Raw genomic sequence first — 19,169 nt, 5'->3', positions numbered from 1 at the left:
TAAATAGGATCTCCCTGTTAGCTCGTAAATATTCTTTATCTTGAGGTATTTTTAATAGCAATTTTCTTATAAATGAAAATCCTTCTTAGCGCAACTTATCCTTTTATTTATTTGTTGCTCTTTTTCGCAATACCTTTTGATAATTATTTTAGAGTATTACCCAATATATTGCTTGGGTTGCTTGTACTATCGTTTCCATTTGTGGTTAGCAAAGAAGATTTTAAAAAATTACACAAAGTACCAACACTACTTTTCATTTGTTTCGTTGCAATTTTACTTATACTATCATTAGCCTCTGGCAGACTCGAAAGTGACAGTGCAATTATACAAAAAGTGGGGCTGGCTGTTTTATTTGCCATACTATACATTCCTGTAAGGGATTTCAGAAAAATCAAGTTAACAATCATTCTATCGGCATTAGCAGTAATTGTTTTTTCAGTAATTAAAATTTTAATAATCATTTACACTTCAGAAGAAATAGTTCTTGGGTATTCTAGGGAGGTAGTAGAGAGTCTTTTAATAGATAGAATTTATATTGGTTTACTTTCAATATTAAGTATTTTGGTTTCTTACCAATCGTTAAATAAGCAATATCACCCCAATAATAAGTACCATCTAATTAATATCATTATTAATCTGCTTTTTTTACTATTGATGGTCTCTAAGGTCGCATTACTTGTACTTGGTGTTATAGTTTTGGTTAAGCAATTATATAGCAAAAAGAAAGTATTTAAATATCTAGCCGCAACAATTTTGATAGTGGCAGGAGTTTTTACAATAGGGCTCATAAACAAAAGTATTAAACCCTCTAACCAACAATCACAAACCTCTTTTTTACAAAATACATTAACTTGGGAAATGAGGACAACGGTATGGGAAAATGCGTCATATATAATTACATCAAACCCGCTTTTACTTAAAGGGTTTGGATATAAAGAAACTAAAGAAAAGTTAGTTGCATCATATGGCTCAAGAATAGAAGATAAGCAAAAACAAGCAAGGTTTGTTGCTAATAGGTATAATAGCCACAACCAGTTTTTAGATTTTTACTTGAGCTTTGGGATTTTTGCAGCGGGCTTATTTTCTGGAATATTGCTGCTTTTATTATACAAGAATAAAAAGTATTTTTTACCAACTTCTTTTTTAATTGTTGTCATTTCTTTTTGTCTTGTAGAAAACGTGTTCCATAGGCAAATAGGCGCATATTATATAGGATTTGTACTCACAGCATTGCTAATTAAAAATAGCTTTATGCTCACCAAAAATGATACAATAAAAGACACACAATAATTGTATTTTTGCACCTTTTAAGAAAAAGATGATATGAAGATAACAGTAATAGGAACAGGATATGTAGGTTTGGTTACAGGAACGTGTCTAGCAGAGACAGGAAATGAAGTGGTTTGTGTTGATGTTGATAAAGTAAAAATTGAAAAAATGCGTGATGGGGTTGTTCCTATTTATGAACCACACCTTGATGTCCTTTTTGAACGTAATATTAAAGCAAACAGGCTAACGTTTACAACCTCCCTTGACAAAGGCCTCGAGCATGGAGACATTGTTTTCCTTGCGCTCCCTACTCCAGAAGATGAGGACGGCTCTGCAGATTTATCATATGTACTTGGTGTAGCTGAAGAAATTGGGAAAAAGATAAAAGACTATAAAGTAATTGTAGATAAAAGTACAGTCCCTGTAGGTACTGCAGAAAAAGTAAATGCAACTATTTCCAAGAATGCATCTTGTGATTTTGATGTTGTTTCTAACCCAGAGTTTTTAAGGGAGGGATATGCTGTAGATGATTTTCTTAAACCCGAACGAATTGTAATAGGCGCTAGTAGTGAAAAAGCAACTAAGCTAATGGAGCGTTTATATAGCCCTTTTGTACGCTCAGGAAATCCAATTATTGTAATGGATGAGAAAAGTGCAGAACTTACCAAATATGCTGCAAACTCCTTTCTTGCAACTAAAATTACATTTATGAATGAGATTGCTAATTATTGTGAATTAGTAGGGGCAGATGTAGATAAAGTAAGAGCCGGTATGGGTAGTGATTCAAGAATTGGAAAGCGTTTTTTATTTCCAGGAATAGGATATGGAGGTTCATGCTTCCCAAAGGATGTTAAGGCACTCCAAAAAGCTGGAGCAGATGCAAACTACGATTTCAAAATTCTAGAGGCAGTTATTGGTGTTAATAGCAAACAAAAAACAATACTACTTCCTAAAATTGAAAACCACTTTAATGGCAACCTAAGTGATATAAAAATTGCAATTTGGGGCTTAGCATTTAAACCAGAGACAGACGATATTAGAGAAGCTCCTTCTATCGATATGATGAACGCTTTACTAGAAAAAGGAGCATCACTTTCTGTTTTTGACCCCGAAGCAATGCCAAATATAAAAGCTAAGTTTGGAGATAAACTTCATTATGCTTCAAGTATGTATGAAGCTTTAGAGAATGCAGATTCGCTTCTTATATGTACAGAGTGGAGTATTTTTAGAACCCCAGACTTTAATAAAATAAAATCTCTACTTAAAGAAGCCACCATTTTTGACGGAAGGAATCTTTATGATGTACAGTTAATGCAAAAAGAAGGGTTTAATTATACTTCAATAGGTAGAAAGGAGATAAAGTAATGAAAAAAAGAGTTTTAATTACTGGAGCTGCAGGATTTTTAGGATCCCACCTGTGTGATAGGTTTATAAAAGAAGACTATCACGTTATTGGTATGGATAACCTTATCACAGGTGACTTAAAAAATATTGAACACCTTTTTAAACTAGAGCAGTTTGAGTTTTATAACCATGATGTAAGCAAGTTTGTTCATGTTTCTGGAGGCTTGGATTATATTCTACATTTTGCTTCTCCAGCAAGCCCTATAGATTATTTAAAAATACCCATTCAAACCCTTAAAGTAGGTTCTTTAGGAACACACAATCTTTTAGGTTTGGCAAAAGAAAAGAAAGCAAGAATTATGATTGCCTCTACTTCTGAAGTGTATGGCGATCCACTTGTACACCCTCAAACCGAAGATTACTATGGAAATGTAAATACTATTGGACCAAGAGGAGTATATGACGAAGCAAAGCGTTTTCAAGAATCCATTACAATGGCATACCATCGTTTTCATGGAGTAGAAACTCGTATTGCAAGAATATTTAACACATATGGCCCCAGGATGCGACTTAATGACGGAAGAGTAATTCCTGCTTTTATTGGGCAAGCACTTCGTGGAGAAGACTTAACAGTATTTGGTGATGGTTCTCAAACACGTTCTTTTTGTTATGTAGATGATGAGGTAGAAGGGTTGTATAGATTGCTTCTAAGTGATTATGTAGAGCCTGTTAATATTGGAAATCCAGATGAAATATCAATTTTAGATTTTGCAAAAGAAATAATCAAGTTAACAAACTCTGATCAAAAAATAGTACTTAAACCCTTACCAAAGGACGACCCAATGCAACGTCAACCTAATATTGATAAAGCAAAGAAAATACTAGGATGGGAACCAAAAGTGTCTAGAGCAGAAGGAATGAAAAAAACGTACGATTACTTTAAAAGCTTATCTAAAGAAGAGCTATATAGGAGCGAACATAAGGACTTTAAAAAGCATATTAAGAAGTAAATGATATTTAAAAGAGGGAGATATTCAGGGTTTTTAAGGCCTATTTCGTACGTGGTTGATCTTTTGATTATCCACCTTTTAGCGAAGCAGTTCTTCATTGAAGACTTTCAGTTTCTTTCTTATGTTATTATCGTTACAATTGCGTGGATAATTTTATCTGTTAAATCTAATTTTTATGAGATATATAGATTTACTCAAGTAAATAAAATAATGTCTCTAATAGGTAAACAAGGAGCGGTGTTCTTTCTTATTGTGTTTGCCTTTTTTGGTTTTTATAACGAAATTCAAATAGAAGCCTTAGCTATTTTTAGGTATTTTTTATTAGTGATGCTATTTATCACCATAGCAAAATTTGCTATTTATTATCTACTTAAAAAATATAGATTACTACTTCAAGGAAACCTTAGAAAAGTTGCTATTATAGGGCTTAACCAAAAAACAGATCAGCTTCGAAAGTTTTTTGAGGAAAACCCAGAGTATGGATATAGACTTTTTAAAACGTTTGAAATTAAAGGGCCTAATAAATCTTCAATCCAAGAGTGTATAGAGTACATTTCTAAAAACGGAATTGAAGAGATTTACACTTCTGTTGCCGAAATATCTAATAACGATCTAGCAAAATTGATAGATTTTGCAGACAACAACCTCAAGATATTAAAGTTTCTTCCAGACAATAAAGAGATATATAGTAAGAAGTTAGACTTTACCTATTATGGATTTTTGCCTATTTTATCAATGCGTAAAATCCCAATGGATGAACCCTTTAATAAGTTTGTAAAACGCAGTTTCGACATTATTTTATCTATTTTTATTATTGTTGGAGTACTTTCTTGGTTAACCCCAATTTTAGGTTTAATAATAAAACTAGAGTCTAGAGGCCCTGTTTTTTTTAAACAGAAGCGTAATGGGTTGGACTATCAAGAATTTTACTGTTATAAGTTTAGATCTATGCGTCCCAACCCTACGGCACATTTACACCAAGTAAGTAAAAACGACCCAAGAATTACGCGTATAGGCCGTATTATTAGAAAAACAAGCATAGACGAACTTCCACAGTTTATTAACGTGCTCAAAGGAGAAATGAGTGTTGTTGGACCTCGACCACATATGGTAAGTCACACACACATGTACGCCGAAAAAATAGACAAATTTATGGTGCGCCACTTTGTAAAACCCGGTATTACTGGCTTAGCACAAGTAAGTGGTTTTAGAGGAGAAGTAGAAGATGATAACCACATTATCAACAGGGTGAAATATGATATTTTTTACCTAGAGAACTGGTCCCTTTTTCTTGATATTAAAATAGTGTTCCAAACTATATACAACGCTATAAAGGGAGATAAACGAGCGTATTAAATTTTCTGAATAGCTTTTAAAAGAAATTTAAATTGTACTTCAAAATTAAAAGCACTCAAAGCTCTTTTTTGAATCTCACTTTTTTTAAAATTGTTTAATTCTTCTTTAGAAATCCTATTTATAAACTTCTGAAAAGCCTCATAATCTTCTGCTTGTATATTCCAGCCTAACCGATGTTTTTCAACTAAATCGCCTCCCTCTCCTCCTGCGAAATAAAATATAGGTAATCCAAGCCTTGTGTATTCAAATATTTTTGAAGGGACTGAACCATAAATCCTCTTTACTAACGGCACAAATGCAATAGTATATTTTTGTAATTCGGTATGTAGTTGCGCTCTAGAAACTTCACCGTGATACATAACATTACCCTGTTTAATACTTTTAATTTTTTCCACTTCAGGACCAGCACCATAAATATGCAGCTCGATATGTTTTGGTAATTTTATGGTGGAGCAAATACTGTGTAAGCCTTGTGCAATACCTAGTAAGCCAGCATAGACAAGTGTTATTTTTTCTGTTGATGTTTCATTAGGGACTTGAGGCTTAAAATTTGGAAGGTTTCTATATAAAAAAAGTTCTTTTTGTATTCCCTTTTGTGAAATGTGTTGTAAAATTTCTTCAGATTGCCCTATAATAAGTTTCGCCTTTTTATAGCAGAACACTTCCATTTTTTCTAATAAAGAATAGTAGACCCCCTTGGAAAGTAAGCCCATTTCTAAACCTGCTAAGGGCCATAAATCTGAAACATTAAGCAGCACTTTTTTTCTAAAAACCCAACTCCAAAAAACAGCAGTAAACCCAACAAATACAGGTGAATACTGCACAAATACTTTCTTCGGAATTTTCTTAAAAATAAAGTATAACGTCAACGAAAATGAAAATGAAAGCATAGACAATAGCCGTATAAACTTATTGCTAGACTTGCTTGGGAATAACCACAACCTTTTTATATTTATACTGCCTTCTATTGAAGAATGATATACCTTCCCTTTAAACCCATTAAAGACACTTCCTGTTGGGTAATTGGGCAAAGGACAAATAACGGTAACATTATAATTTTGAAGACTTAAATTTTCTGCTAAAGTTTGTATTCTATTAGGTGCAGCCCCTTTTTCAGGAGGATAATAATTAGTAACCAGTAAGATGTTGGCTTTTTTATCCTTCATGAAGTTTTAAAAGTATTTCTACAATTCTTTGTGAAGCTTTTCCATCCCATTTTGGGATAGGTTTTGCTTGTTGCCAGTTTCCGCTTTGTAATTTATTAAAAGCTTCTTCTATTAAATGTGTGTTGTTGCCTACAAGTATATTAGTCCCTAAAACACAAGTTTCGGGTCGCTCTGTACTATCTCTAAAAGTAATACAAGGCACATTTAATACAGATGCCTCTTCTGTTATACCACCACTATCGGTTAATATAGCCTTAGCTTGTTTCACTAAGTATATAAAATTTAAATATCCTTGTGGAGAGACATAGTGTAGGTTCTCAAATACAAGATTAGCTTCTTTTAATATTTTTTGAGTTCTAGGATGAACAGGAAATATAATAGGGAGCTTATTTGCTTTTTGAACTATTAGCGATAGTAATTTGCTAAAGCCTTCTAGAGCATCAACATTAGAGGGCCTGTGTAGGGTGAGCACGTAATAATTTTTTTCTTGCAGTCCTTTTTCTTCCCAAAAAGCAGGTTGCTTTAGTCTATTAAGATTACTTAACAAGGTGTCTATCATTACGTTTCCCACAAAAAAAGTATTTTTTTCTGTGTTGCCTATACTGTGCAAATAGTTAGTTGCTTTCTCTGAAGTTGTAAAAAAGTAATCGGTTATACTATCTGTAACAATGCGGTTTATTTCTTCAGGCATTTTTAAATCTCCAGACCGAATTCCTGCTTCTACATGAGTCACTTTTATATGAGCCTTTTTTGCTACAATAGTACATGCCATTGTTGAGGTTACATCACCTACTACTAACACTAAATCACAAGGGTGTGCTTCAAGTTCCTTTTCAAAACCAACCATGATGGCCCCAGTTTGCTCTGCTTGTGTCCCACTTTTTACTTCCAGATTTTTATGAGGGGCAGGAATAGCGAGTTCTTTAAAAAAAGTATCACTTAAATTTTTATCATAATGTTGCCCTGTATGTATTAAGCGGTAAGAAATAGTTGCCCCTAGTTTTTGTTGCCTTTCTATTTCATGAATAATAGGGGCTATTTTCATAAAATTAGGGCGGGCACCTGCAACAATTGTGATTTTCATAGGTTAAAGTTATCAATTCAAAAGTAAGAAATATTTTAGCCTATTGTTCCACAAAACTCTCAAACTGTTTTAGTTTGCCACGAGCACTTCGGTCAAGGACATCTACCCTTTTAAAAGAAAGTGTAAGCCCAGGCTCAAGATAGGTATCTAAGGCTTTTTTTATGATACCCTTGTTTTCTTGTGTTAAAGGCACTTCAGAAGTATAAATAATAGTAAAGCTATTTAAAGCGTGTTGTTGTACAACAAACTCTTTTACGTTACCATCATCTTCAATCACACTTTTGGTTACATAATAAAAGGTAAGGCCTGGTACTGTTTTCCCACTTGGTAGAGTAGTAATATCGTTAGTACGCCCTATAAGTTGTTTTAGGATTGTTGTTTTAGGGGTACTTTTAGGATCTATAATTCCTACGTCACCAATATCGTATCGTATCATTGCTAGTGCTTTGTTATATAGAGATGTAACAACAATTCTCCCTTTATCTCCATAAGGTAAATTGTTTCCTTTCTCATCTACAATTTCAACAAATAGGGTTTCATTATTTAGTTGTAAGTCACCATTAGTATTGGTAAATGCTATGAGGTCTAATTCACTTGCGCCATACTCATTGAGAACAGGTACACCTAGTTGCATTTCTAATATTTTTTTGTCATCCTCAAAAAGCATTTCGCTAGTAACAAGACAATGTTTTAAGGTTGGACACACACTAGTAAGCACAATGTTTTTCTTTTTTAAAAACTTGGCAAATAACACGATAGAACTTGTATAACCGTTAATATAGCTGAATTTTTTTCGTCGGAATATATCTAGAAAGGACTCCATTTTTTCATCAGACAAATCAAAAATGGGAAACCGATACCTACTACTTAAAACATCTTTTATACGTTCTTTATAATACCCTTTTTTGTCTAACGGGATTCCGTAGAAACGAGCCTGTAGATCACTATGGTAGTCTATCCCGTGTTGTTTATAAGTAGCTATAATGTTTGCCCAGGTTAGCGCATGAGAGAACTTGTCTTTAGCAAATACAAAGGGGTGTCCACTAGAACCTGAAGTTTTATTTACATAACTATTTTTTGAAGTAAACCCTCTCGAAAAACGTTGCGATAGAGGTTGTTGTAAATCAGTTTTAGTAAGAATTGGAATTTCCTCCCAAGATTTTGCGTTTAAGGCATTACTTTTTTCTAAAAAAGACAGGTACGATGTATTATTTTCCTTATGATACTCAAAGACAGACTTTTTTAACTCACCTATAAAAAGGGAATACTCCTCATCTTTAACTTTTTTAATAGCTTTTAGCCGTTCCTTTGCTTTCGCAATAGGAAATCCCTTTAAGCGTAATGTAAGTTCAAGCAGGTTCAAAATATAGCTGTTATAGTACTCAAAGTTACTAACTATTTTAAGAAGCAATAATACCTTAATAATTAGTACTACATTCGGTTTAAATTCTTTTATTTTTGTGCTTTACTATTGAAAGTTTGATATGAATATTCTAATACTAGGTTCTGGAGGAAGAGAACACACATTTGCATATAAAATTGCACAAAGCTCACGTTGTAAAAACTTATTTGTAGCCCCTGGTAATGCTGGGACAGCAGCTATTGCAACTAATGTAGCAATTTCGGTTACAGATTTTGAAGCAATAAAAAAGTGCGTAATAGAGAATGATATTACTATGGTGATTGTTGGGCCAGAGGATCCATTAGTTCAAGGTATTACCAATTTTTTTGCAGAAGATGAAGTTTTAAATAAGGTGCTTGTAATTGGCCCATCAAAAAGAGGAGCATTACTTGAAGGCAGTAAAGAGCGCGCCAAAGAGTTTATGATGCAACATAACATTCCCACAGCGGCGTATGCAAGTTTTACAAAAGAATCTTTAGATGCTGGGAAAGAATTTTTAGAAACATTACAACCTCCGTATGTGTTAAAAGCAGATGGATTAGCGGCTGGGAAAGGAGTATTAATTTTAGATAACATTGAAGAAGCAAAGCAGGAACTAGCAAACATGCTAGAAGGAAAGTTTGGCGAGGCAAGCACTACGGTTGTAATTGAAGAATTTTTAGATGGTATTGAGCTTAGTGTGTTTGTGTTAACAGACGGGAAAAATTATAAAATACTTCCTACCGCAAAAGATTATAAACGTATTGGAGAAGGTGACAAGGGACTTAATACTGGTGGAATGGGAGCAATTTCTCCGGTTCCATTTGCAACTCCGGAGTTTATGCAAAAAATTGAAGAGCGTATAGTAAAACCTACTGTACAAGGTCTTAAGGATGAGGAGATTGATTATAAAGGATTTGTGTTTATTGGCCTAATAAAAGTAAATGATAACCCTTATGTTATTGAGTACAACGTGCGCATGGGCGACCCAGAAACTGAAGTTGTATTACCAAGAATTAAAACAGATTTAGTAGATCTTTTTGAAGCAACTTGCGAACAACAATTAGATTTAGTCACTTTACAAGTTGATGAACGAGCAGCCACTACTATTATGGCTGTTTCTGGAGGATATCCAGAAAGCTATGAAAAAGGAAAAGTAATATCTGGCATTGAAAAGATAGAAGATGCTATTGTGTTTCATGCCGGAACCTCAAATAAAGATGGAGAAATAGTAACTAATGGAGGCCGTGTTATTGCAATTACTTCTTTTGGAGAAGATTTTAAATTGGCACTAAAAAAATCTTACCATAATATAGAAAAACTACATTTTGATAAGATGTATTATAGAACCGATATTGGTTTTGACTTATAAAGTACCGTTAACGTCGTCTTGAGCAAGATACTGGTGTGAAGTAGAACTTCTATCTTCTTCGTTATTGGCATTAAACTTTTTAAGCTGTCCCATCCAGTAGATAAATGCAACAAAACCAATAAGCATAAATAACCAGTTTAAAGTATTAGACCCTACCCAGCTAGTATATTCTAATTCTCTTAATGCATCAAAAGGTGCAAATAATATGCTTTCTGTAATTGACTGTATTCCTTCAAAAAACTCTTTCATAATCTTTTAATTATATATTGCAAAAGTATAAATTAGCTACCATGCTTACAAGCTTTTTCGGAAAATCTAAACCTATTAACTTCATACTGCTTAGTTGTGTGCTTTTAGTGGGGTGGTTTATGGCTCTTTATAAAAGTCAAGTAACGACACAACCTGCAATAGAAATTATAAAAAGTATAGGTGTTTACATTGGCATACTTTTCCTTATGCTGTTACTAGATTTTGTGTTAAGAAAGAATGATTTAGCTAAAAACAACACCTATGGTGTTTTCCTCTTTTCGTTTAGTATAATTGCTCTTCCAGTTGTTTTTCTAGATAGTACTATTGTTATAACTGCTATTTTATTACTCTTATCGCTTAGAAGAATCTTCAGTTTTTCTTCTGAAAGAAATATCCAAAAAAAAATACTTGATGCAAGTATTTATATTACCGTAGCAGGTTTGTTTTACTTTTACGCTTTGCTATTTTTTATTGTGCTTTACATTGTATTGATTAGGAGAATTTCTTCTGGAATAAAGAATCTATTAATTCCAGTATTGGGGCTTGCTTCCGTATTTGTGCTAACAACCGCCTTTTATTATGTAACTGAAGACTCTTTTGTGTGGTTTTATAATACCTATCACGCTATAAACCTAGATTTTACAACCTACAATTCTATCTCGATACTTATACCATTAACAATAATAGCTACTTGCGTTGTTTGGATGGGAACAAAAGCCTTAGTAACACTTCCTGTAATTCCTAAAAAAGAACGCCCTAATAAATTTTTATTAGTCTTGGTTACTATTGTATCAATACTAATAGTATTGCTCCCTGAAATAAGAACCGGATCAGAAATCTTACTATTAATTCCAGCCTGCGCTATGTTATTCTCAACCTATGTAGAGCAGAGCAAAGAGCTTATCTTTAAAGAAATCATACTATGGATTTTTTTAGTATTACCTATAGTTACATTCTTGATTAGTTAAAAATTTTGGTTAGGCGCACTTTATATAAAAACAATACCTTTGCAACGTATAATTAAAATCCAAGTGTATGTTTACCAAAGGGGCTAATGCCATTTTTGCTGAAGTTATTGAGAAATACCATATTATTGATTCTGTAGATCAAGAATTTACCAATCCGTATGATAAAAATGATGCGCTACTTAATCATTTACTATACAGAAAATGCTGGATTGATACAGTACAATGGCATTACGAAGATATTATTAGAGACCCTAACATAGAGCCAGTTGCCGCACTAACTTTAAAAAGAAAAATTGATGCTTCTAACCAAGATCGTACAGATATGGTGGAGTACATAGATAGCTATTTTCTAGAAAAATATAAGGATGTTACTCCTAAACCTGATGCTACTATTAATACAGAAAGTCCTGCTTGGGGTGTAGACAGGTTATCTATTTTAGCACTAAAAATCTATCATATGAATGAAGAGGCAACCAGAGAAGATGCAACAGATGCACATAGAGCTGCTTGCCAAAAAAAATTAGACATACTGCTAGAACAACGCGTAGATTTATCTACTGCTATAGATACATTACTACAAGACATAGAAAAAGGGGATAAGTACATGAAAGTCTACAAGCAAATGAAGATGTATAATGATGATGAGCTAAACCCTGTTTTAAGAGGAAAGTAAGTTTGTTTACTAGCTTACAAAGAGGGAAGGTTCTAAACCATTATGAAAAAACCAACACACATACTCGTATTACGTCTTTCGGCATTAGGAGATGTTGCGATGTTGGTTCCTGTATTGCATATTCTTACACAAACCTACCCCAATTTAAAAATAACAGTCGTTTCCAGAGCTTTTTTTAAACCTTTTTTTAAGGATATATCTAATTGCAATTTTCTTGAAGCAGACGTGTACGGTAAACATAAAGGCTTTGGACTTTTTAAGTTGTCTTCAGAAGCAAAAAAACTAGGTATAGATGCTGTTGCAGATGTGCATAATGTACTTCGTTCCAAAATGCTCCGCACACATTTGTGGAGTATGGGAATAAAAACAGCCACCATTGATAAGGGAAGAGCCGAAAAGAAAAAAGCAACTGCAAGTAAGCCTCTAAAAAAATTACAACCATTAAAAACCACGCACCAAAGGTACGCAGCTGTTTTCTCAATGCTTGGATACCCTATTGATTTAAAAAAGTATACTCCACCTAGAAATAAAGAGCTTTCAGAGAAAACACATAACCTTATCGGAGCCCACACCCAAAAACTAATTGGCATAGCTCCATTTGCAGCTTATAAAAGTAAGATGTACCCATTACCTATGATGCGAGAGGTGCTAGAGAAATTAAACGCTCAAAAAAACTACCAACTATTACTTTTTGGAGGAAAGAATGAAGTAAAACAAATGGAAGAAATTAGTGCTGGTTTACAAAATGTAAAAGTAGTTGCTGGTTCGCTTTCTTTTGAAGAAGAACTAGCACTAATTTCAAACCTAGATGGGATGATAGCAATGGATAGTGGTAATGGTCACTTAGCCGCAATGTTTGGTGTCCCAGTATTAACTCTTTGGGGGGTAACCCACCCCTATTTAGGCTTTACTCCGTTTAATCAACCTAGAGAAAATCAATTAATTTCCAATAGAGAAAAATATCCATTGCTACCTACTTCAGTATATGGAAATAAATATCCTAAAGGCTATGAAAATGCAATGCAAAGCATTCCTGTAAAATTAGTAGTTGAGAAAGCAGTTGCTGTTTTTTAATTCTAATTTTAAAAGCAAATTCTTAATTAGCAAATCAAATCCTAATCCCTCATACCTTTCTACACATCATCGTAATCCACTACAATATTAGCTGTAGTAGGATGTGCTTGACAGGTAAGTATAAGTCCTTCGGCAACTTCGCCATCGGTTAAAATCTGGTTTTTTTGCATTTCTGCTTTTCCTTCTATAATCCTAGCAATGCAAGTACTACAAATTCCGCCTTGGCAGGAGTATGGTGCATCTAGACCTTCTTCTAAGGCTGCTTCAAGAATAGTTTGATCTTGAGGCATGGTAAAACTTTCAGTTTCGTCATCAACAGTTATGGTAATCTGGGTAATTCCATCAAGTGTTTCAGCAGAAACATCACTCTCTGTAGTTGTAAATAACTCAAAATGAATCACTTCTTTATCAACTCCATTTTCTTGTAATGTATTAGAAACTTCATTTATCATTGGCTCTGGCCCACACAGATAATAGTTGCTAAAGCTAGTTTCTTTGTATTTGTTTTTTGTGAAAAAGTTTATGGTGCTTCTTTCAATTCTACCAAAGCGAGCTCCTTCTTCTTGTTTTCTACTGTAGAGGTATTCAGTAAAAAACCTGTTAGGGTAGTTAGTTTTAAGTGTTTCTATTTCAGAAATAAACATAGCTTCCTCTTTAGACTGGTTTCCATAAACCAAAACAAATTGTGAAGATGTGTTTGCTTCAAGCGTAGCTTTTACAATAGATAAAATAGGCGTAATCCCACTTCCTGCAGCAAATGCCATATAGTTATTGGTTGCTTCTGGCTCAATAATAAAAAGCCCTTCCGGCGGCATTACTTCTAAAGCAGCCCCGACAATAAGTTTTTCATTAGCAAAAACTGAAAAGGTTCCATCCTCTACTTTTTTAACGCCTACAGTAAGAGTGTCACTATTAGGGCTACTGCAAATGGAGTATGCTCTTCGTATTTCAGCATTATCTTTTGTGTGTTTAATGGTAATATACTGCCCAGCTTTAAACGAAAAAGCAGCTTTTAATTCGGCAGGAACTGCAAAAGTAATTGCAACTGCGTTAGGAGTAATTTTATCTATTGCACTTACAGTAAGTGAGTGAAATTTTGCCATGCTATTTTTTTTGTGTAAAAATACAAAGGCTTTTTGGTTATCAAAGGGTTAAAACTCAGTAATAGCAGCATTTTTTACCCTATATTTCCTTGAGTTATTAAAAAGAAATGTATTTTTACCGTTCTCTATTTGATTTTATATACTAAAAGCCATGCTTTTAAGTTACAATACTATATAAACAGAAACATTTTGAAGGGCATACATAAAATTACTATTGGAATTCTTGTTGTTTTAGTTCTAGCAGCTTGTTCACGTAAAAAAAATACGTTTATGAGCAGAAACTATCACGCAGTAACAGCAGAGTATAATGCACTCTACAACGGAGGAATTGCTTTTGAAGCAGGAAAGCAACAACTAGCACAAACCTATAAGGATAATTTTTGGGAAATCTTACCGGTTGAAAGAATAGATTTGGCCGAAGACGATTTTGGTGCTCCAGGCGTAGGACCACAAGAAAATGAAAACTTTACAAGAGCCGAAGAAAAAGCTGCAAAGGCAATACAGAAGCATTCTGTATACGTAAAAGGGAAAGAATACAATCCGCAAATTGATGAAGCTTATATTTTATTAGGAAAAGCTCGTTATTTTGACAAGCGCTTTATTCCTGCGATAGATGCTTTTAACTTTATACTTAATAAGTACCCTACAAGTAATAACATCAATAGAGCAAAAGTTTGGAAAGCTAAAACAAACATTAGATTAAATAGTGAGGACGTTGCTTTAGAAAACCTACAAAAAATATTAGATCAAGAAGATGATGATATAAGTAAAGAAGACTTAGCAGATGTAACAGCTATTATGGCTCAAGCATACATCAAGTTAGATTCTCTTGAAGAAGCATTACCATACATAAAGATAGCTTCAGAAAACGTAAAGGATAACGAGCTCAAAGGAAGATACGCTTACATAAAAGGGCAATTATATAACCGCTTAGGCTTTAAAGATAGTGCCAACCTAGCTTTTGATGAAGTAATTGAACTTAATAGAAAGTCTCCAAGAATTTATATGATTAATGCATATATCGCAAAAGCTAAGAATTTTGATTACGAAAAAGGAGACAAAACACTTTTCTTAGAGCTACTTACAGATCTTGCAGAAAACAGAGAAAACAGACCTTACTTAGATAAAATATACAACCAGATAGGAGAGTACTACCTAAATGCAAAACCTGTAGATACAGCAATCGCTTTTTATAACCGTTCTATTAAAAACTACAAAGGCGACAAATATTTACAAGCTGTTAACTATACTACATTAGGAGAAATTAACTTTGACCGAAGAGCGTACAAAGTTGCTGGAGCATATTATGACAGTACCCTTACACAATTAGAACAAGGAACAAGAGAATATAGAAGAGTAACAAAAAAACGCGAAAACCTTGACGATGTTATTAAGTATGAGGATATTGCATTGTTACACGATAGTATTTTGCGTTTTGTTAATATGACAGAAGCGCAACAATTGGCTTACTTTACAGAATACACATCAAAGCTTAAGGCAGAAGCAGTAGAAGATTCTATAGCAAATGCAGAAAAACAAGAGGCTATCCAGAATAATGAGTTTTACAAAAAAGAAATAGGCTCAAAAGAAGAAAAGGAAGCAAAAGGAGGAACATTCTATTTTTATAACCCTACTACAGTTGCATATGGAAAACAACAGTTTCAACAAATTTGGGGAAATAGAAAGCTAGAAGATAACTGGAGAAGGTCTGATAAGCAATCTAGCGGAATAAACGAGGAAAGCACAGATGCTGTTGTTGCAATTTCCGATAACGAAAAGTTTGACCCTCAAGCCTATATTTCTAAAATTCCTACAGATGAGAAAGTAATAGACAGTCTAAAAAAAGATAGAGATTTTGCATACTATCAATTAGGACTAATCTATAAAGAAAAATTTAAGGAGTATGATCTTGCTGTAAACCGCTTAGAAAAACTACTAACATTTAACCCTGAAGAGCGTTTAGTGCTTCCAGCGAAATACAACCTATATAAAATCTCTACAATTAGAGAGGACAATTTAATGGCTTCAAAATACAAGAATGATATTTTGAATAACCACCCAGACTCTCGTTATGCTGAAATTCTAAGAAACCCAAATACTCAGCTAGCTTCAGATGAGTCAAGCCCAGAGTTTAAGTATAAAGAGTTATATAAAGATTTTGAAGCTTCTAAATACCAAAAAGTAATTACCGAAAGTGATAATTACATTACTATTTACACAGGGACAGATATGGTGCCTAAGTTCGAATTGCTAAAGGCAACTGCTATTGCCAGAAAAGAAGGTTTTGAAGCATATAAAAAAGCATTAAACTATGTTTCTTTAAATTATCCTAACTCTGAAGAAGGTAAGCAAGCTCAGCGTATTTACAGCGCTGTACTGCCTACATTAGAAAACAAAGAGTTTGTTGCTCCTGCTGAAACAGATAGCTGGAAAGTTGTGTATTCGTTTACTCCACAAGAAAGCGAATTAGCAAATGAAGTAAGAATGAAGATTGATAGCGCTATTACAAAACTTAACTACAGAGACTTAAAAGTTTCTTTAGATTATTACAGCCCAGAAAACCAACTTGTAGTCGTACATGGACTAGACACCCAATTAGGAGGTAGAGGTTTTGCACAAGTACTAAGAGAGCGTAAAGAATACAAAATAGAAAGACCATTTTTTGAGATTGCAACACCCAACTATAAAATAATTCAACTACACAAAAATCTAGATGCCTATTTAGAATCAATAAGACCAGAAGAAGAGGAAACGGAACCCCAAAAATAGATAAGTATGTTTTCAGATAAAAAAGAGAAAAAAACTATGGAACCAAGCGCAAGTCAAAACCGAATTAATGAAGGAACTCTTATTAAAGGAGATATAACCTCACAAGGTTTTTTCAGAATTGATGGCACTATTGAAGGAAATGTGAAAACACCTTCAAAAGTAGTAATTGGAAAATCTGGTAAAATTGTAGGAACTCTTAGCTGTAAGGATGCCGACATAGAAGGCACTTTTAACGGTGAATTAGATATCTCAGGCACATTATCTTTAAAAGCCACAGCAACTATAGAAGGAGATGTTGTTGTTGGAAAACTATCTGTAGAACCAGGAGCTTCTTTTAACGCTTCTTGTATTATGAAAGGTTCTGAGAAGAAAACAACAGCTTCTCAAGATAAAGCACACCCTTATGACAGGTCGCAACGCCTCAAGCAAACTGGTAAAACCACTTCAGACCAATCAAACTAATAGCACATGTCCCAAAAAGGGAATAATGGTTTAAAAAAGTGGGCTATACTTACTGCTATTGGCTTAGAAATGGGTGCAATAATATTCCTTTTTGTTAAACTAGGTCTTTGGTTAGATGAAAACTATAACTCTGGAGAAAAACTGTATATAATTTTTGGAACATTGCTAGGAGTAGCTATTTCTTTATTTTTAGTAATAAAACAAACCAATAAGTTAAATCAATAATTTTGAAAAAAAATCTAACTTTTTTAGGCTTTTTGCTTTTAGTTCTATTAATTGTTTTTGGTATACATCTTTTATTTTTACAATTTTTAGATTCTCCTCTTTTTGAACATAAAATAGTACTGGCATATGGTATTAATTATGCGTTAGCCGCAATTATCTTGTTCTTAGTATCAAAAAACCTAAATAAAGGGTCTGCACAAGCAGGTTTTTTATTTTTACTTGGTAGCGCCCTAAAATTCCTAGTTTTTTTCCTTGTATTTAACCCTTCATATAAAGAAGATGGTGATATGAGTACAGCAGAGTTCGCTACCTTTTTTGTTCCATATTTCGTCTGTTTACTATTAGAAGTTTACTTTCTTTCCAAAGAGCTTAATAATCAGACTAGTTCTCCAAAAAATTCAGAAGAAAAAAAAGAGATAAAATAGTTTTTTCTTTCTAAGAAAGTACTGTATTTTTGCACCGATTTTAAGGACACCATTATTTTGTTCGGTATGCAAAGAAAAACACTCGGAAGATTACTTTCAATTTTATTGCTTGCAACATCTATTTCAGGATTTGCAAAAGAGCCTTTAAAAGACGGAGGAGCTACTACAAAAGAAGAGAGAAAAAAAGAGGTTAGTGAGTACGTAAAACACCATAATCTTGATACTCATGATTTTGGACTATATTCTTATACCGGGGATGATGGAAAAGAGCATCATGTAGGTTTTCCTCTTCCAGTAATCCTGTGGAGCGATGGCTTGCATGTTTTTTTGTCTAGTGAGTTTCATCACGGAGAAGAAGTTGTAGAATCAAATGGAAAGTATTTTGCGTTAGACACACATAGTTATAAAATCTATGAGACTGATGCTTCTGGAGTCATTAACTATGACGAAGATCACCACGCCACTAATGAAAAACCACTAGATTTATCAATTACCAAAAGCGTCTTTATGGTAATGGTGGTAAGTTTGCTTTTGTTTTTACTATTTAGAGGCTTGGCTAAAAGCTATGTCAAAAACGGAGGAAACATTGCATCTGGTCCTGGGCGATTTTTTGAGCCTATTGTACTATATATTAGAGATGATATTGCAATTCCTAATATTGGAGAAGAAAAGTACAAAAAGTACATGCCGTATTTATTAACTATATTTTTCTTCATTTGGTTTTTAAATTTGTTTGGATTAACTCCTCTTGGGGTTAATGTAACAGGTAATATTGCAATTACACTTTCTTTGGCGTTGTTCACATTTTTCCTTACTAATTTCACAGGAACCAAAGATTACTGGTTACACATTTTTGACCCACTAGGCAATACAATGCCTTGGTATGCAAAAGTGGTCTTATATATAATATTAATACCAATTGAGGTTTTAGGAATATTCATTAAGCCATTTTCACTCTTAATACGTTTATATGCAAACATCCAAGCTGGACATATTGTATTAGGAAGTTTAATAGGTCTTATTTATGTATTCCAAAATTGGATAGGAGGAACGTTGTCCTTTGGGCTTTCGTTCGCTATATCTTTAATAGAATTACTAGTAGCCTTGCTACAAGCGTATATATTTACAATGTTATCTGCTTTGTACTTTGGTTTTGCAAGTGAAACACACGAGCATGCTGAAGAACACGAGGGAGAAGTACAACATTTGTAGTTTTTTAATTTTGAATGTTTAATTTTT

Annotated in this window: 18 protein-coding genes; 13 read left to right on the top strand and 5 right to left on the bottom strand. The window is 33.6% G+C overall.

All coding sequences use genetic code 11. The features are described 5' to 3' along the window. Window positions 1-72 precede the first annotated feature (72 nt). The 4 genes from RM538_RS06070 to RM538_RS06055 are packed head-to-tail and all read left to right on the top strand — an operon-like array spanning window position 73 to window position 4,979. A complete protein-coding gene (locus RM538_RS06070) occupies window positions 73-1,290 on the top strand; it encodes an O-antigen ligase family protein (protein WP_311332512.1) in 1,218 nt (405 codons plus the stop codon). Between the two features lie 33 nt (window positions 1,291-1,323). Further along, window positions 1,324-2,634 (top strand): UDP-glucose dehydrogenase family protein, encoded by a 1,311-nt coding sequence (locus RM538_RS06065; protein ID WP_311332511.1) that lies wholly within the window; start codon window positions 1,324-1,326, stop codon window positions 2,632-2,634. Continuing rightward, a complete protein-coding gene (locus RM538_RS06060; protein WP_311332510.1) occupies window positions 2,634-3,623 on the top strand; it encodes a UDP-glucuronic acid decarboxylase family protein in 990 nt (329 codons plus the stop codon). Before RM538_RS06065 ends, RM538_RS06060 begins: the two co-directional genes overlap by 1 nt. Continuing rightward, window positions 3,624-4,979, top strand: coding sequence for an exopolysaccharide biosynthesis polyprenyl glycosylphosphotransferase (locus RM538_RS06055; RefSeq protein ID WP_311332509.1), 1,356 nt, complete (start codon window positions 3,624-3,626; stop codon window positions 4,977-4,979). On the opposite strand, the gene RM538_RS06050 is transcribed toward RM538_RS06055, so the two are convergent. The 3 genes from RM538_RS06050 to RM538_RS06040 are packed head-to-tail and all read right to left on the bottom strand — an operon-like array spanning window position 4,976 to window position 8,592. Beyond that, complete coding sequence (locus RM538_RS06050) at window positions 4,976-6,145, bottom strand: glycosyltransferase family 4 protein (RefSeq protein ID WP_311332508.1); 1,170 nt, start codon at window positions 6,143-6,145, stop codon at window positions 4,976-4,978. The genes RM538_RS06055 and RM538_RS06050 overlap by 4 nt on opposite strands. Then, a complete protein-coding gene (wecB, locus tag RM538_RS06045) occupies window positions 6,135-7,229 on the bottom strand; it encodes a non-hydrolyzing UDP-N-acetylglucosamine 2-epimerase (RefSeq protein WP_311332507.1) in 1,095 nt (364 codons plus the stop codon). The genes RM538_RS06050 and wecB overlap by 11 nt, the downstream gene beginning before the upstream one ends. Before the next feature lie 40 nt (window positions 7,230-7,269). Next, a complete protein-coding gene (locus tag RM538_RS06040) occupies window positions 7,270-8,592 on the bottom strand; it encodes a phenylacetate--CoA ligase family protein (RefSeq protein ID WP_311332506.1) in 1,323 nt (440 codons plus the stop codon). Between the two features lie 121 nt (window positions 8,593-8,713). On the opposite strand from RM538_RS06040, the gene purD reads away from it, so the two are divergent. Beyond that, window positions 8,714-9,982, top strand: coding sequence for a phosphoribosylamine--glycine ligase (purD, locus tag RM538_RS06035; RefSeq protein WP_311332505.1), 1,269 nt, complete (start codon window positions 8,714-8,716; stop codon window positions 9,980-9,982). Here the strand turns inward: purD and RM538_RS06030 are convergent. Further along, on the bottom strand, window positions 9,977-10,231 hold the full coding sequence (locus RM538_RS06030) for a DUF6341 family protein (RefSeq protein ID WP_311332504.1): 255 nt from the start codon (window positions 10,229-10,231) through the stop codon (window positions 9,977-9,979). The two genes, purD and RM538_RS06030, sit on opposite strands and share 6 nt — an antisense overlap. A gap of 41 nt (window positions 10,232-10,272) precedes the next feature. On the opposite strand from RM538_RS06030, the gene RM538_RS06025 reads away from it, so the two are divergent. From RM538_RS06025 to RM538_RS06015, 3 genes are all read left to right on the top strand, one after another. Further along, window positions 10,273-11,199 (top strand): DUF6427 family protein, encoded by a 927-nt coding sequence (locus tag RM538_RS06025; RefSeq protein ID WP_311332503.1) that lies wholly within the window; start codon window positions 10,273-10,275, stop codon window positions 11,197-11,199. A 67-nt stretch (window positions 11,200-11,266) separates the two neighbouring features. Next, window positions 11,267-11,872 (top strand): DUF4254 domain-containing protein, encoded by a 606-nt coding sequence (locus RM538_RS06020; protein ID WP_311332502.1) that lies wholly within the window; start codon window positions 11,267-11,269, stop codon window positions 11,870-11,872. Window positions 11,873-11,914: 42 nt separating this feature from the next. After that, window positions 11,915-12,946 carry a glycosyltransferase family 9 protein gene (locus RM538_RS06015; RefSeq protein ID WP_311332501.1) on the top strand — a complete coding sequence of 344 codons (1,032 nt, stop codon included), beginning with the start codon at window positions 11,915-11,917 and terminating at the stop codon, window positions 12,944-12,946. Window positions 12,947-13,005: 59 nt separating this feature from the next. Here the strand turns inward: RM538_RS06015 and RM538_RS06010 are convergent, their stop codons facing one another. Then, window positions 13,006-14,049, bottom strand: coding sequence for a 2Fe-2S iron-sulfur cluster-binding protein (locus RM538_RS06010; protein ID WP_311332500.1), 1,044 nt, complete (start codon window positions 14,047-14,049; stop codon window positions 13,006-13,008). 129 nt (window positions 14,050-14,178) lie between these two features. Between RM538_RS06010 and porW the strand changes: the two genes are divergently transcribed. The 5 genes from porW (at window position 14,179) to atpB (ending at window position 19,142) form a co-directional block, all read left to right on the top strand. Then, window positions 14,179-16,818, top strand: coding sequence for a type IX secretion system periplasmic lipoprotein PorW/SprE (gene porW / locus RM538_RS06005; protein WP_489753166.1), 2,640 nt, complete (start codon window positions 14,179-14,181; stop codon window positions 16,816-16,818). A 6-nt stretch (window positions 16,819-16,824) separates the two neighbouring features. Next, window positions 16,825-17,280 (top strand): bactofilin family protein, encoded by a 456-nt coding sequence (locus RM538_RS06000; RefSeq protein ID WP_311332498.1) that lies wholly within the window; start codon window positions 16,825-16,827, stop codon window positions 17,278-17,280. Window positions 17,281-17,286: 6 nt separating this feature from the next. Continuing rightward, window positions 17,287-17,505, top strand: a complete 219-nt coding sequence (locus tag RM538_RS05995) for an AtpZ/AtpI family protein (protein WP_311332497.1) — start codon at window positions 17,287-17,289, stop codon at window positions 17,503-17,505. 2 nt (window positions 17,506-17,507) lie between these two features. Then, a complete protein-coding gene (locus RM538_RS05990) occupies window positions 17,508-17,930 on the top strand; it encodes a DUF6168 family protein (RefSeq protein ID WP_311332496.1) in 423 nt (140 codons plus the stop codon). 66 nt (window positions 17,931-17,996) lie between these two features. Then, window positions 17,997-19,142 (top strand): F0F1 ATP synthase subunit A, encoded by a 1,146-nt coding sequence (gene atpB, locus RM538_RS05985; RefSeq protein WP_311332495.1) that lies wholly within the window; start codon window positions 17,997-17,999, stop codon window positions 19,140-19,142. Window positions 19,143-19,169 lie beyond the last annotated feature (27 nt).

The sequence above is a fragment of the Patiriisocius hiemis genome, assembly GCF_031846325.1.
In the GTDB taxonomy this organism is placed as follows: domain Bacteria; phylum Bacteroidota; class Bacteroidia; order Flavobacteriales; family Flavobacteriaceae; genus Patiriisocius_A; species Patiriisocius_A hiemis.
Note: the sequence above shows the minus strand (reverse complement) of the source record. Positions and strands in the feature narration are given on the sequence as shown.

Bases quoted from the DNA above. Each gene is read 5' to 3' on its own strand.
- atpB (WP_311332495.1), top strand. From the start codon at position 17,997: ATGCAAAGAAAAACACTCGGAAGATTACTTTCAATTTTATTGCTTGCA.
- RM538_RS06000 (WP_311332498.1), top strand. From the start codon at position 16,825: ATGTTTTCAGATAAAAAAGAGAAAAAAACTATGGAACCAAGCGCAAGT.
- RM538_RS06055 (WP_311332509.1), top strand. From the start codon at position 3,624: ATGATATTTAAAAGAGGGAGATATTCAGGGTTTTTAAGGCCTATTTCG.
- RM538_RS06070 (WP_311332512.1), top strand. From the start codon at position 73: ATGAAAATCCTTCTTAGCGCAACTTATCCTTTTATTTATTTGTTGCTC.
- wecB (WP_311332507.1), bottom strand. From the start codon at position 7,229: ATGAAAATCACAATTGTTGCAGGTGCCCGCCCTAATTTTATGAAAATA.
- RM538_RS06015 (WP_311332501.1), top strand. From the start codon at position 11,915: ATGAAAAAACCAACACACATACTCGTATTACGTCTTTCGGCATTAGGA.
- RM538_RS05995 (WP_311332497.1), top strand. From the start codon at position 17,287: ATGTCCCAAAAAGGGAATAATGGTTTAAAAAAGTGGGCTATACTTACT.
- RM538_RS06030 (WP_311332504.1), bottom strand. From the start codon at position 10,231: ATGAAAGAGTTTTTTGAAGGAATACAGTCAATTACAGAAAGCATATTA.
- RM538_RS06010 (WP_311332500.1), bottom strand. From the start codon at position 14,049: ATGGCAAAATTTCACTCACTTACTGTAAGTGCAATAGATAAAATTACT.
- RM538_RS06060 (WP_311332510.1), top strand. From the start codon at position 2,634: ATGAAAAAAAGAGTTTTAATTACTGGAGCTGCAGGATTTTTAGGATCC.
- RM538_RS06020 (WP_311332502.1), top strand. From the start codon at position 11,267: ATGTTTACCAAAGGGGCTAATGCCATTTTTGCTGAAGTTATTGAGAAA.
- purD (WP_311332505.1), top strand. From the start codon at position 8,714: ATGAATATTCTAATACTAGGTTCTGGAGGAAGAGAACACACATTTGCA.
- RM538_RS06050 (WP_311332508.1), bottom strand. From the start codon at position 6,145: ATGAAGGATAAAAAAGCCAACATCTTACTGGTTACTAATTATTATCCT.
- RM538_RS06025 (WP_311332503.1), top strand. From the start codon at position 10,273: ATGCTTACAAGCTTTTTCGGAAAATCTAAACCTATTAACTTCATACTG.
- RM538_RS06065 (WP_311332511.1), top strand. From the start codon at position 1,324: ATGAAGATAACAGTAATAGGAACAGGATATGTAGGTTTGGTTACAGGA.